This window comes from Nitrospirota bacterium, from assembly GCA_020846775.1.
Classification (GTDB): domain Bacteria; phylum Nitrospirota; class 9FT-COMBO-42-15; order HDB-SIOI813; family HDB-SIOI813; genus RBG-16-43-11.
Map to the genome: position 1 here is coordinate 95,826 of JADLDG010000035.1, position 12,882 is coordinate 108,707.

Consider the following 12,882-nt stretch of genomic DNA (forward strand, 5'->3'; position numbering starts at 1 on the left):
GGAATCTCCTCTTTTGAGACACTGAATCAAGTTCATGGTGACCGTGGCTGTTTTTTTCAAAAGCCGGTTACAAGCTAATTCCTGTTTATCTCTTCACGTCATTCGCCGTGCGCATCATCTCATCTGCTGTCTGGATCGCTTTAGAGTTTATCTCATATGCACGCTGTCCAATTATCATATTAACGAGCTCTTCAGCAATGTTCACATTTGACGCTTCAAGAAAACCCTGAGCAATTGTGCCAAATCCAGCATCTCCAGGCCCACCCGTTTGTGCCTCACCAGATGCGGCAGTCGGGATGAATAAATTCCTTCCAAGAGAATTAAGCCCTGAGGGATTTGAAAACCTGGCAAGCTGTATAGTTCCCACCTCAACCGGTGTTGGATTTCCTGCCTGCAGTACGGATATTGTCCCATTCGCACTGACAGAGATATTTATGGCATCTGAAGGTATAGTAATGGACGGCTCCGCGGTATACCCGTCTGAAGTCACCATCCTTCCGCTGCTGTCTTTCTTGAATGAACCACCCCTTGTATATCCTATCGCACCATCAGGCATTAGAACCTGAAAAAAACCTTCCCCTTCAATGGCAAGATCAAGTGCATTCGAAGTATTCTGAAAATCACCCTGAGAAAATATCTTTTGAACAGTTGCAGGACGAACGCCGGATCCAACCTGAATGCCTGCCGGCACCTGAGTCCCCGAGCCTGACGGAGCGCCTGCCATCCTCACGGTCTGATACAATAGATCCTGAAAATCTCCCCTGCTTTTTTTAAAACCTGCAGTATTAACATTTGCAAGGTTGTTGGAGATTACATCAATATTAAGCTGTTGTGCCTCCATCCCGGTTGCTGAGATATATAAAGCTCGCATCATAATCTATTCCCTCCCTTGAACAATAAAACAGTAACCATGCTCACCGCCTGACTCATACTCTTCCCATCTCATTAGCCTTGGCCGATGTCTCATCCAGGGTGGTCATCACCTTCTGATACGATTCATAGCCACGTAATACACTTATCATTGCCGCCATCTCTTTAACTGAATTGACATTTGAGAGTTCAACGGCACCCTGCAGGACCTTATACCCCTCAGCTGCATGCTCCCCGGAACCTGAAAACAAATTGTTTTGGTCCTTTTGCAGCAAGTAAGGCTTTTCGAAATCCACAATTTTGAACTTGGTTATCTCACTACCATTTACCGACACCCTGCCGTCAGAATCCACAGCGATCTTTCCTTCTTCCAGAATAATTGGGCCTCCTTCACCCATGACCATATTCCCATCAACCGTAGTCAGCGCATTGGATGCATTAAGAATGAAATTGCCGCTCCTTGTATAACGGGGACCATCCGGTGTATCAATGACAAAAAAACCATCTCCCTCTATCGCCATGTCTAAAACATTTCCTGTCTGCCTGATGACACCTGTATTAAAATCAGTAAAGACTCTGTCTATCTCTGTAAAAAACTTATCATTTACAGGAGATGGTAAATCAGTTCCGTTAAATGTGTCAGGAACATCTACCTTAAAGACAGGTCTGTCCGCTTTATAACCAGTCGTGTTAATATTGGCAACGTTGTTTGCAATCATAGTAAGTAGCTTTTCGTAAGCAACTCCGCCTGAAAGTGCAGGATATATTCCCTTGTTCATGAATCCTCCATTGCAATGACCCGCAGTTCTGATGTGATAGTTAGCAATCCGTGTACCAATCGTAAATTAAGATTTATTACTTACTATATTCCTGTAATATCAAATGGTTACACATTAATAGTATCTCAGCTCCATGGCCCCGAATACTGAATTAGCGGAAGATATTGCCGGGCGGCATGATCATATTTGCCTGGCTGGTTCACTCTCCCTGTCATTCCGAACGTGTCTCAGAATCACCAAGCATGCATCGTATAAGATCCTGAAATAATCCTGTCTGCGTCATCTAAGCACCTGTGGCAATCATCACAAGTTATCTGTCAACAATATTTGCAGAATACCTTCCCACACTCATCTAAAGTCTCTCTTGACAAATCCGATAATGGTAGCGCCATGATGTCATTCAATATTGACATAGATCCTGTATACACTATCCGGGTTGCATCATCACTTACAGGTGTTTCATCAGGAACCATACGCGAATATGAACGTCAAGGTCTTCTGAAAACCCATAGAGACTCTAAAAACAATCATCGTCTCTTTACGCAGATGGACATAAAATGGATCACTCGTGTCTGGCACCTTATACACAAAGAAGGACTTAATTACGAAGGAATCAGGAGACTTCTTTTGACGACTCCGTGCTGGAAAGTACTTCGATGTCATCCGGATGAGAGAAATATTTGCGAGGTTTATCTGGGGATGAAATCTGCCTGCTGGTCATTGGAAAAACTGCCGTTATGCTGTGTAGCTAATAACAGGAAATGCCACACATGCAGAGTATATGACTCGGCAAGAAATAATCCATGCCTGATGCCGTCAATCTTTATAGAATCGGAGTATTTAAAGTAGCTAATGGACATTCTTATCCCTTTGGGTATTGTTTTAAGTTTAGCTGCCATCCTTATTGGCCAGGCATTGGAAGGCGGACATGCAGGATCCATCATGCAGTTCACTGCCTTTCTGATAGTGATGGGAGGTACCATAGGGGCCGTTATGGTCAATTATCCGATGAAACCATTTCTAATGGCATTCAAGCTCGCAATCGAGGCTGTATTTCCTGGGAAAATAGATTATGAAGGCTTCATCTCTCAGCTTGAGAACTTTGCGCATGTCGCCAGAAAAGAAGGGATCCTTGCACTCGAATCAAGAATAAAAGATTTAAAAGACCCTTTCCTGAGCAAGGGTCTCCAATATGTCATTGATGGTACTGAGCCGGAAACCCTTAAAAAGATTTTAGAGATTGAAATGTCATATCAGGAAGAACGGGAACTTTTATCAGCAAAGGTTTTTGAAACAGCCGGCGGCTTTGCACCTACGGTAGGCATCCTCGGGGCTGTGCTTGGATTAATACATGTTATGGAGAATCTTGCTGACCCTAGCAAACTGGGATCAGGCATAGCAACAGCATTCGTCGCAACAGTCTATGGCGTTGGCTCAGCTAACCTGCTCTTCTTACCTCTGGCCGGAAATATAAAGATAAAGATAAAAAGCAAGACACTCATTAAAGAACTTACAATAGAAGGACTGGTTGGTATAGCAACAGGAGAGAACCCGAGGCTGCTAAGGGAAAAATTAGAAGGTTTCATCGAAAAAACAAATAATAAACAACCTAATAAATAGTTAATTGTGGTGCCTTATGCCTAAGAAGAAACATGAAGAACATGAAAATCATGAACGGTGGCTCGTATCATATGCTGATTTTATTACGCTACTTTTCGCATTTTTCGTCGTAATGTACTCCACCTCATCTATACAGGAAGGTAAATACAGGGCTGTAAGCGAATCTGCACAGGCTGCCTTCAACCCTTCCAGCCTGACTGCAAAACATATTGAGGTCGGACCAAAAATGTCATCTGGAAACATAAATAAAGGTAAAGTTGAATACATAGCCACAATAAAGAGCGTAATGAAGGAATTTGAACAAAGCAGGAAACTGGTAATCTTTCAAAACAGCAAGGGTATCGTTATCAGAATCACAGATACCGCCCTCTTCGATTCAGGTAATTCTGAGATTAAAAATGAGGCTGTTGAGACAATTGACAACCTCGCAGGCGTTCTAACTTCTATCAGGAAGGATATTCAGATAGAAGGCCACACAGACAATATTCCCATAAACAGTCCAAAGTATCCGTCTAACTGGGAACTCTCCTCTGCAAGGGCAACAAGTATAGTTCGGAGATTTGTAAATATGGGTCTGGAACCATCAAGATTAACAGCTATAGGGTACGGTGAGTACCGCCCCATTGCTGATAATGACACAGCAGAAGGGCGAAGCAAGAACCGTAGAGTAGACATTCTTGTCTTAAATGATAAGCAAACAACAGCAGAAGAACAATTCCCCAACCCGTTTGCTAACCTTAAAATCGAATAATTCAGCATCATTAATCGAATCAAGAGGTACCTGGTTAAAATAAAATTTAAACTATAAGATCAACATGTTTCCTGTCCTCTGAAGACTCTTCCGGATTATCTTCCTTATCAGACTCACTGTTATCATTACCTGAATCTTCCCTACTTCCCTTTTGGTCATCTCTTACACTTATTTCAACACTGTCAGCCGGCTCGTTTTCTTCAATCTTTTTACCTTTGACTTCTGCGCTCTTTTGTCCTTCAGATGCGTATCTGGCCTGTTCAGAATGCACATGCTGCTGTTGAGTATGCTGAACCCTGTCAATGCCTGCAATATTCGATATTATCTGCTGTATGTTGGATATACTGGACATTTTTCATTATAACTTAAACTGTGAGGTCATAGCCTGAAATTCAGAGGCAATCTTGGCAAGTTCGGCAGACGAATAGCTTTTATCTTTCACTCTTCCCGCTGCCTCATTGGCAACAACAGCTATACCCTCCATACATCTGTTTTCTAAACTCACTACTGACTTACTATCAGGAGGTCTTCTAAATTTAACAATGTAATTAATCTCTCATCTTTTTTTCCAATGCCTTTAATATACTTTGAGCTGCATTTGTCATCAATTGCCGGACATGGCTCAATTTCATCAGAGCTGAGATTAATAACATCTATAACTGCATCAACAACTAACCCTGCCAACCTGCTCCCTGAATCAACTACTATTATCCTTGACGTATCAGTATATTCTGTTATATTTTTTCCCATTCTGTTCCTGAGATCTATTACAGGGACAATTTTACCTCTTAAATTTATTACACCTCCAACATAAGCCGGTGACTTAGGGACCCTTACCGCTCCAATGACCCTTATGATCTCCTGCACTTTCATAATGTGTATTCCAAATTGCTCATTACCTACCATAAAGGTTACAATCTGTAATGCCTGTTCTTCAATGTCAATGGATTTCATCTGTATTCACCTGCCTCTGTTGGAATCACATCATTTTAATAATCTCATCCGCAATACTTTCAAGAGGGACTATTTTATCAACAACACCACTATCTATTGCCGCCTTGGGCATACCAAATATAACGGATGTCTCCTCATCCTGAGCCATTGCCATACCTTTCATTTGTTTTATCATCTTCAGACCCTCACAACCATCCTGCCCCATTCCGGTCATAATAACACCCAGTGCATGTTCGGCAAATGTACGCGCTACTGATTCCATAGCAATATCTACTGATGGCATATGAACTGTTTTAGGTTCATTTTTTAATTTAACATGGACTTCTCCGGTCCTGCCTCTCTCGACTATAAGATGAGCTCCGCCCTTGGCAATGAGTGCCAGACCAGGCCTTATGATATCATTATCTTGAGCCTCCTTAACCTCCATTTGACTTAACTCACCCATCCTCTCGGCAAATTGTGCAGTAAATAGCGGCAACATGTGCTGAACAATCAGGACTCCTGCGGGAAAGTTTTTCGGCAGTCTTGGTATCACATCATGTAATGACTTAGGGCCTCCTGTTGACGAACCAATAATGACAACTTTAAACCTGTTCACATGTTTTCGCAGACCACAATCAGGTGTCAGGACTGTGGCTGGCCAGGTATCTGCAAGTTTTTTCATTTTATATCCAGATCTCCCTACCAGTTTCACCTTGCTGCAAATATCAGCCTTAATGTTGTTAATATTAATTATGTTTCCAGACAAGTGTTTAGGAACATAATCAACCGCCCCAATCTCAAGGGCCATCATAGTCTGTTTAGCCCCCTGTTCTGTCAGGGAACTTACCATTATCACAGGCACTGGCATATTTTTCATTAAATGCCTTAATGCATCAAGCCCATTGAGCTTAGGCATCTCAATATCCATTGTAACTACATCCGGGACGAGGGACTTCACTTTAAGTACTGCGTCCTCCCCGTCCACAGCCTCACCAATGACTCTTATATCAGGATCAGAATTCAGCATCCCGGAAATAGCCTTTCTCATGAAGGCAGAATCATCTACTACCAGTACCTTTACAGGACCGAGCATTATTTATCCTCTAAGCCGCATTTAAATTACTCTATCTGTAAATCAATGATCCCGGATCCAGTATAAGTCCAACTTTACCGTCACCGGTAATCGTTGCACCTGATACTTCTTTAATATCCGAGAAGTATGTCCCGACAGGTTTAATCACGACCTCTTCCTGATGACATAACTCGTCAACTATGACCCCGACCTTTTTCTCTGCAATTGCCATAAGAACAACATAAACCCAGTCCTTGGCCAGATCTGCACAACTTAACTCCAGGGCATCACTAAGCTTTATAAGTGGTATCAGACTGTTTCTGACATTAAGTACCTGCTGACCATCTATATATTTCAAGCTGCTCTTGGTAACTCTGAACGTTTCCAATATGGAAGCCAAAGGAAGTGCATACATCTCACCGTTGACCTTGACCATAAGTACCTGGATAATTGCGAGGGTTAGCGGTATTTTCAGAAATACCTGCGTTCCCTTACCATTAATGGAATTAATATCAATAATTCCATTAATGCGCCCTATGTTAGTCTTAACGACATCCATGCCAACACCTCTGCCCGATATATCAGTAATCTTTTCAGCAGTGCTGAAGCCAGGCTCAAAAATATAATTCAGAAGTTCTTTTTGAGAAAGCTTGATGTTATCGCTCTTTATCATGCCCCGTTCCCGCGCCTTCCTTTCGATAACAACAGGATCAATACCCTTACCGTCATCTTCAATGCGAATAACTATAGAGTTACCCTCCTGATAGGCACTGAGTTTTATTGTCCCTGCCTCAGGCTTCCCTTTTTTAAGCCTCTCCTCAGGTGTTTCAATGCCATGATCAATCGAATTTCTGATAATATGAACAAGTGGGTCATTGAGTTCCTCTATAACAGATTTATCTATCTCTGTGGCCTCACCAAGCATCTCAAGATTAATCTTTTTGTTTGCCTTTCTGGATATATCTCGCACCATTCTCGGGAATTTATTGAATACCTTTCTAATAGGCACCATTCTCATCTTCATGACCGATAGCTGCAGCTCCGTTGTGATAAGACTTAGATTTGATGACGTCTCCAGCAGTGTCTTTATCTTCTCATCCCCATCGTATGACCCATCAATATCAGAAAGTATCTTGCTTAAACGGTTCCTGCTGAGCACTAATTCTCCTACCAGGTCCATAACATTATCAAGCCGGTCCGTCTCAATCCTCAGGGTCTGCTCCTTATCGTCACCAGCAGCTGCAGCCTGCTTACATGACTCCTTATCCCGGGATATTCTGGTATTATCACTGCCTGAGTTCTCTGTCATTTCACTTAAAAGAGGATCCGTCCTGTCAGGCAGACTTTGCTTCATGATCACCTGATCAGGAGCAATTCCAGTCTCTCGATCAAGTTCAGTGTGACATAGCGCATTATCTTTACTTTTTTTGAGATCATTTCTCGTGTTGTCTTCACCTGAAGCTGCAGTTTCTCCATAAGACGATTCAATTTGTGAAGAATACTCCATCAATAATGTTAGTTTTCTATTGATGCTATTAATATCTGCCAGCTCACCTGTCTTATCCTTGACTTCCGTCATCAGGACTTTAAGCACATCAACTGATTCGAGAATTATATCAATAGTCTCAGATGATGCCTGCATCTCCTGCTGACGAAGCTTGTTCAATACATTTTCAGACTGATGAGCCACATCTACCAGTCTTGTAAGACCAAGAAAGCCAGCTGACCCCTTTATACTGTGAACAGCCCTGAATATTTCATTAATTAGACCTAAATCACCAGGGTCCTCTTCAAGTTTTACAAAACATTGATCGAGTCCTTCCAATACCTCATCTGTTTCTAAAACAAAATCCCGGATCAGCTCCTGCATCTCATCCAGCATCTCATCCGCCATCTCATCCTCCCTGAGTTGTCGCTCAAAAATGTCCAGATCTTAATTCCTGACGCCGCGGATGGACGTTTTTCAGCGACAACTAACTAATCGAAGCCAAATTCTTTTAATATATTATCCACAACATCCTGCTTAAGAGTAGGATTATCGGAAAACTCCTTTAATGAGTTGTCATCATCCATTGCATTTTTAGACTTAAGCCCGAAAGTTACAATCAACTGCAAAAGGCGTTTTTCAACATCTTCTATAAGACCGACAATTACTTTAATCTTCTGCCCCGTCAAATCCTGAAACGACAGGCCGGTAATTATATCCAGGAGTATTTCCCTGTTCTCAGACACTACATTTTTCATTTCATTCAATGAATCAGGCAGATCATTCCCCCGTTCGGCAGAATCAGCGTGATAAAGAAGCAAGTCATGATTGTCAAGCACTTTTTCCACCTGACTCATAACATCATGTGTGGCCGCCTCTGTTGCCCTGGATATTTCCGACAACTGAACAGATGCCTGCGGTATCTTATCAGAGGCTTGAGCAATGTTAGGTTCAACAGACTGCATTCTTTTAATTGTGGTATTAATGTATCTGGCAATATCTCCGAGCTGTCCATATAATTCTTCTTTAATTTCGTGTTTGAAGTCACCCTGAGACATTGCCCTGGCTGCATCTACTATCTCATCAATATTATTGAAAGAATTATCCTGTGAATAATTATTACTAATGGACTCATAGGTTTCATTTACAGTGTCAGCAATAAAACTGTCCCGACAATAATCTTTAAATAACCTGGCCAGGTCAAGTACAACCGTAATATATCCGTTATTTCTGATGATCCCTCTGATATACTCTGAACTTAAACTTTTAGTAATAGCAGGCGGGGGTTCAAGACAGTCATCAGGAACTCTGAGCACCTCTGACACAGCATCCACCAGGATACCTATTTTATCATCATTAAATCCTACTATAATGATTCTTGTGTCTTTTGTTATTTCTCCTCCGGCAAAACCCAGTTTTCCTCCAAGATCAATTACCGGTATCACAACGCCACGCAGGTCAATCACCCCAAGGACATTACCAGGTAATTCCGGCATCCGGCTGATATGCTCATACCTGTTGATCTCATGTATATCAGAGATGTCAACTGCATACTTCTCTCCACCCACTGAAAATCCTACTAATTGCAATACATGCTCAGATTGTCTTTGTGCCTGCATTATATGGCTCCTTAATCATATAAATAACTGAGATCTGTTTCGCTCCGGCTTATTTACTGTCAAAGATCTTTTCAATCTTCTCCTTGAGTACATCAGCTGTAAATGGCTTGACCACATAATTGTTCACTCCCGCCTTGATAGCATCAAGTACATTCTCTTTTTTAGCCTCGGCAGTTACCATAAGCACCGGCATATTGCTTAATGCATTATCTGCCCTTATAGCCTTAAGGAGGTCAAGACCAGTCATATTCGGCATATTCCAGTCAGATACAACAAGACCATACCCACCCTGCTTTAATCTCATAAGCGCACTGTTGCCATCCTCTGCCTCTTCAATCTCTGAATAGCCAATCTGTTTCAGAATATTCTTTAAGATCCTGCGCATTGTAGAAAAGTCATCTACTACCAAAACTTTTATTTTAAGATCTAACATAATTGCACTCCTCTAATATTCTTGTTATTTCCCCGACGAGTTTATCTTTAGATATTGGTTTTGGAAGGAATGCATTGGCACCCTTCTGAATAAGTTCAGTCTTCCGTAAAATATCATTCTCAGTGGTTAATATCACGAGCGGCAGATTTCTGTACGATGAATTGCTGCGTACCCATTCTATCAGAGCGGCACCATCCATCTGTGGCATATTAAGGTCGGAGACAATCATATCCACCGCTGATGAAACAAGCTTCTCAATCGCCTCAACCCCATTGCATGCAGTAATTGTTTTGTATCCGGCGTTGCTCAGGTATAGAGATACTATCTTTCTCGTTGTCATGCAGTCATCTACTACCAAGATGTATTTCACCATGTTAAGTCCTTACCCTGATATTTAAGTTCATTACGTATTCATCCTATTTCTGATAGATCAGAATGCCATTAACACTTACTATTTTAAATGCCCTCGTTATATTAAACAGCGATTCTGAATGACCTATAAACATATACCCGCTTGATATCAGGCTATTGTACAAGCCGGAAATTACTTTTTTTTTGGAAGCTTCATTAAAATATATCAATACATTCCTGCAGAATATAATATCCATTCCCCGGTACATCCGCAGGGCGGATTCATCTGAAAGATTGATATTGCTGAATCGTACCATTTGTTTTATTTCTTGTTTAATAATATATTTACCGCTGCCATTTTTTGTAAAATATTTACTGAGCTGTTGCGGCATAACATTTCGGACTGAGTAATCATTGTACTCTCCCCTCCTTGCAGAGCTTAAAACCGCCTCGCTTATATCACTTCCATGTATCTCTATATCCCAATCGCTGTACTCGGAAGCTGAGAGTGCATCAGAAACTATCATTGCCAGGGTATAGGGCTCCTCACCCGTTGAACAGGCGGCGCTCCATATCCTCAGCTTTTTGCTGCCCCTAGACTTAAGATTCTTAACGACCTCGGGCAAGATATTGGTTTCAAAAGCCTGCAACTGATTGTTATCCCTGAAGAAGAAAGTTTCGTTAGTGGTTATAATATTAAACAGATTAGCGAATTCTCTTTCTTTCCCGGCATCATACTTAAGAAACTCTATATATTTCTCATAATTATCAAATCCGGCATCCTCAATGCGTCTTGAAAGCCTGTTTTCCAGTATATATTTTTTATTATCAGGAAAATGCATTCCACTTCTGGCATATATCATTTCACTCAGCAAATGAAATGCATTTTCACTCATTTTATTAATTTTATTTGTCAGCATATTTTAGTGACACCAGCTTATGATATGCCGATTTAGCCATCTCCTGGATTTCCAGGTCTTCATCTGAAACAGCTCCGCGGAGGATGTCTTCAGACTCTTGAGCTCCAAGCTCCCCCAGGGCCCATAATGCAGTTTTTCGCATTGCATTATTATTACTGCCGGCAAGTTTCATGATAATTGGAACAGCATGAACTGCATTCTGTTTCACGAGGCCTTCAATGGCCTGTAATTGTATCCGGTAATTATTGTCTTCAAGCAGTTCAATAAGTTCATCTTTTGCCATGTCTTCAGTATAATCACTCAACAATTGGGCGACTATCATCCTAACTTCATCTATTTCATCATGAGCTGCAATTATCAGATTTTCAATCAAATTCTTATTCATGCCGGAGTTGAGAGCCTCCAGGCTCGCCCTTCTTACTCTCCAGTTTTCATCGTTTAACAACCCTGAAATAAGTTCTGCGGAATCAATCCATTTTAATTTTCCCAACCCCCTGACGACCATTTCTCTTACAGAAGGGTTCTTACTGTTTAAACTGGACAAAAGACCTTCAGCCAGCTCCTCGTTCATGTATCTCTGTCCTGTTTCAATTAATGCACCCACGACCTTGCCTATTACATTGTGATACTCCTCAGTTTGAAGCCGGTTTAACAGGGGCTTTATTATTTCAATTGATTCAAATGATCCAAGAGCATCAGCTGCTGCCCCCCTGATATGTCCTTCGTCATCTGACAGTCGGGCTGATATGAAACTCAGAGCTTTTTCTCCGCCGATGTTTCCTATGGCATTAAGAATCTCATATTTGAGGTCTCTTTCAACTTCGTCAAATAATAAGGAAAGAGTTGATATGGCCTTTTCAGATCCTGTGAGTCCTAGCGCCCGTATCGAGATCAACCTTATATTCTGATTCTTGTATTTCAGTGAGGCTATGAGTGTTTCTTCATTACTAACCACCTTCACCACTTCTACTGCCTTGTTTACCAGATCAGGATTATCACCGTCAATTTTCTCAATAAGCCTAAGTACTTCTTTCGCACACCCACTACCGCCAATCGTCATAAAGGCCTGAAGAATGTTCTTAATATTACCTTCTTCTGTATTATCTGTATTTTCTGCGAACCGAACCAGGTGCATAACAAATTTATCCCTGCCAAACATGTCAACTATGGAGCTGATGTCTCCCTGAGTCAAAGTAACTATACCCATAACAGCAATATCCATGATCTCCGGTTTAACGGCATCAATGATCTCAAGCAGTCCATCTATAGACTCTTTTCCTCCGATCTGAGATAAGGCATCTATTGCCATACACTGAATATCAATGTTTTGTGAAGACATGAGGAGTTTTACGATAGGTTTAACCGCCCTGGCGTCGCCGAGCCTGCCAAGTGATTCAACTGCAAACAAAATAATCCAGTCCTCTTGTTCAAGAAGATTAATCAGGTGATCTACTATTGACTGGTCTGTAATCCTTCCAAGCCCTTCTATTGCTGAACTTCGCACATTGTCATTTTGATCTTTTAACATCTCGATTAAAACAGGAACGGCTTCTGGAATTTCCAACCGGCCAATGATGTCCGCTATCATCTTTCGAACGTCCTCATCCATATCATGTATGTGTGAATGCAAAAGTCCGAGGCCGCTGCGGCCTGTCTTTTCCAGTATCTCCTGTGCAAGGTTTTTTACTGCTACCCTCCTGTCATACAGAAGTGGGATAAGATTATAAACTGCTGCCTCATCATCATAGCCGATAAGAGCGTCCATAGCTGCCTGTTGCACACCACGGTCATCATCCTGAAGTGATTTTATGAGCGGGTAAAGTACCCTTGCATCCTTCATCCCAGTGATCATCCTGATGGCATCACAACGCATAGCGCTGTCAGTGTCTCTGATCTTATTCATAAAGCTGTGTATATCCTGTTCGTAACTGGTTATCATTGCATCATTTTTATCGGAATCGTCAAAGAGTACTTTAATCAGCTACTGCTGTGATTATTCCCTTATAAATTCCCTTATTGACCCCCTTAAACTTTTATGGATATCC

Annotated in this window: 15 protein-coding genes; 3 read left to right on the forward strand and 12 right to left on the reverse strand. The window is 41.6% G+C overall.

Annotated elements, in window-relative coordinates; translation table 11 throughout:
- Positions 1-85: 85 nt before the first annotated feature.
- The gene (gene flgG / locus IT392_06160) at positions 86-874 is read right to left on the reverse strand and encodes a flagellar basal-body rod protein FlgG (GenBank protein MCC6544075.1); all 789 of its coding nucleotides are present in this window, start codon (positions 872-874) and stop codon (positions 86-88) included.
- A gap of 52 nt (positions 875-926) precedes the next feature.
- A complete protein-coding gene (flgF, locus tag IT392_06165; GenBank protein MCC6544076.1) occupies positions 927-1,649 on the reverse strand; it encodes a flagellar basal-body rod protein FlgF in 723 nt (240 codons plus the stop codon).
- 390 nt (positions 1,650-2,039) lie between these two features.
- On the opposite strand from flgF, the gene IT392_06170 reads away from it, so the two are divergent.
- From IT392_06170 to IT392_06180, 3 genes are read left to right on the forward strand one after another with little or no spacing between them, the layout of a single operon-like run.
- Positions 2,040-2,498 (forward strand): MerR family transcriptional regulator, encoded by a 459-nt coding sequence (locus tag IT392_06170; protein ID MCC6544077.1) that lies wholly within the window; start codon positions 2,040-2,042, stop codon positions 2,496-2,498.
- Positions 2,499-2,501: 3 nt separating this feature from the next.
- Positions 2,502-3,269: a flagellar motor protein gene (locus IT392_06175; GenBank protein ID MCC6544078.1), complete on the forward strand. Its 768-nt coding sequence runs from the start codon at positions 2,502-2,504 to the stop codon at positions 3,267-3,269.
- 16 nt (positions 3,270-3,285) lie between these two features.
- Positions 3,286-4,020, forward strand: coding sequence for an OmpA family protein (locus IT392_06180; protein MCC6544079.1), 735 nt, complete (start codon positions 3,286-3,288; stop codon positions 4,018-4,020).
- 46 nt (positions 4,021-4,066) lie between these two features.
- On the opposite strand, the gene IT392_06185 is transcribed toward IT392_06180, so the two are convergent.
- The 10 genes from IT392_06185 to IT392_06230 all read right to left on the reverse strand — a co-directional run bounded on the left by IT392_06185 (position 4,067) and on the right by IT392_06230 (position 12,740).
- Positions 4,067-4,372: a hypothetical protein gene (locus IT392_06185; protein MCC6544080.1), complete on the reverse strand. Its 306-nt coding sequence runs from the start codon at positions 4,370-4,372 to the stop codon at positions 4,067-4,069.
- A 6-nt stretch (positions 4,373-4,378) separates the two neighbouring features.
- Positions 4,379-4,525, reverse strand: coding sequence for a hypothetical protein (locus IT392_06190; GenBank protein ID MCC6544081.1), 147 nt, complete (start codon positions 4,523-4,525; stop codon positions 4,379-4,381).
- Positions 4,525-4,959 (reverse strand): purine-binding chemotaxis protein CheW, encoded by a 435-nt coding sequence (locus IT392_06195; protein ID MCC6544082.1) that lies wholly within the window; start codon positions 4,957-4,959, stop codon positions 4,525-4,527. Before IT392_06195 ends, IT392_06190 begins: the two co-directional genes overlap by 1 nt.
- A 40-nt stretch (positions 4,960-4,999) precedes the next feature.
- Positions 5,000-6,049, reverse strand: coding sequence for a chemotaxis response regulator protein-glutamate methylesterase (locus tag IT392_06200; protein MCC6544083.1), 1,050 nt, complete (start codon positions 6,047-6,049; stop codon positions 5,000-5,002).
- A 31-nt stretch (positions 6,050-6,080) separates the two neighbouring features.
- The gene (locus IT392_06205) at positions 6,081-7,922 is read right to left on the reverse strand and encodes a chemotaxis protein CheA (GenBank protein ID MCC6544084.1); all 1,842 of its coding nucleotides are present in this window, start codon (positions 7,920-7,922) and stop codon (positions 6,081-6,083) included.
- Positions 7,923-8,005: 83 nt separating this feature from the next.
- Positions 8,006-9,133: a protein phosphatase CheZ gene (locus IT392_06210; protein ID MCC6544085.1), complete on the reverse strand. Its 1,128-nt coding sequence runs from the start codon at positions 9,131-9,133 to the stop codon at positions 8,006-8,008.
- A gap of 49 nt (positions 9,134-9,182) precedes the next feature.
- Positions 9,183-9,566, reverse strand: a complete 384-nt coding sequence (gene cheY / locus IT392_06215) for a chemotaxis response regulator CheY (GenBank protein ID MCC6544086.1) — start codon at positions 9,564-9,566, stop codon at positions 9,183-9,185.
- A complete protein-coding gene (locus IT392_06220) occupies positions 9,553-9,939 on the reverse strand; it encodes a response regulator (GenBank protein MCC6544087.1) in 387 nt (128 codons plus the stop codon). The genes cheY and IT392_06220 overlap by 14 nt, the downstream gene beginning before the upstream one ends.
- A 43-nt stretch (positions 9,940-9,982) precedes the next feature.
- Positions 9,983-10,837 (reverse strand): protein-glutamate O-methyltransferase CheR, encoded by an 855-nt coding sequence (locus IT392_06225; protein ID MCC6544088.1) that lies wholly within the window; start codon positions 10,835-10,837, stop codon positions 9,983-9,985.
- Entirely contained in the window at positions 10,824-12,740 is a 1,917-nt protein-coding gene (locus IT392_06230) for a HEAT repeat domain-containing protein (protein ID MCC6544089.1), read from the reverse strand. Before IT392_06230 ends, IT392_06225 begins: the two co-directional genes overlap by 14 nt.
- Positions 12,741-12,882 lie beyond the last annotated feature (142 nt).

Bases quoted from the DNA above. Each gene is read 5' to 3' on its own strand.
- flgG (MCC6544075.1), bottom strand. From the start codon at position 874: ATGATGCGAGCTTTATATATCTCAGCAACCGGGATGGAGGCACAACAG.
- flgF (MCC6544076.1), bottom strand. From the start codon at position 1,649: ATGAACAAGGGAATATATCCTGCACTTTCAGGCGGAGTTGCTTACGAA.
- IT392_06170 (MCC6544077.1), top strand. From the start codon at position 2,040: ATGATGTCATTCAATATTGACATAGATCCTGTATACACTATCCGGGTT.
- IT392_06175 (MCC6544078.1), top strand. From the start codon at position 2,502: ATGGACATTCTTATCCCTTTGGGTATTGTTTTAAGTTTAGCTGCCATC.
- IT392_06180 (MCC6544079.1), top strand. From the start codon at position 3,286: ATGCCTAAGAAGAAACATGAAGAACATGAAAATCATGAACGGTGGCTC.
- IT392_06185 (MCC6544080.1), bottom strand. From the start codon at position 4,372: ATGTCCAGTATATCCAACATACAGCAGATAATATCGAATATTGCAGGC.
- IT392_06200 (MCC6544083.1), bottom strand. From the start codon at position 6,049: ATGCTCGGTCCTGTAAAGGTACTGGTAGTAGATGATTCTGCCTTCATG.
- IT392_06205 (MCC6544084.1), bottom strand. From the start codon at position 7,922: ATGGCGGATGAGATGCTGGATGAGATGCAGGAGCTGATCCGGGATTTT.
- IT392_06210 (MCC6544085.1), bottom strand. From the start codon at position 9,133: ATGCAGGCACAAAGACAATCTGAGCATGTATTGCAATTAGTAGGATTT.
- cheY (MCC6544086.1), bottom strand. From the start codon at position 9,566: ATGTTAGATCTTAAAATAAAAGTTTTGGTAGTAGATGACTTTTCTACA.
- IT392_06220 (MCC6544087.1), bottom strand. From the start codon at position 9,939: ATGGTGAAATACATCTTGGTAGTAGATGACTGCATGACAACGAGAAAG.
- IT392_06225 (MCC6544088.1), bottom strand. From the start codon at position 10,837: ATGCTGACAAATAAAATTAATAAAATGAGTGAAAATGCATTTCATTTG.
- IT392_06230 (MCC6544089.1), bottom strand. From the start codon at position 12,740: ATGAATAAGATCAGAGACACTGACAGCGCTATGCGTTGTGATGCCATC.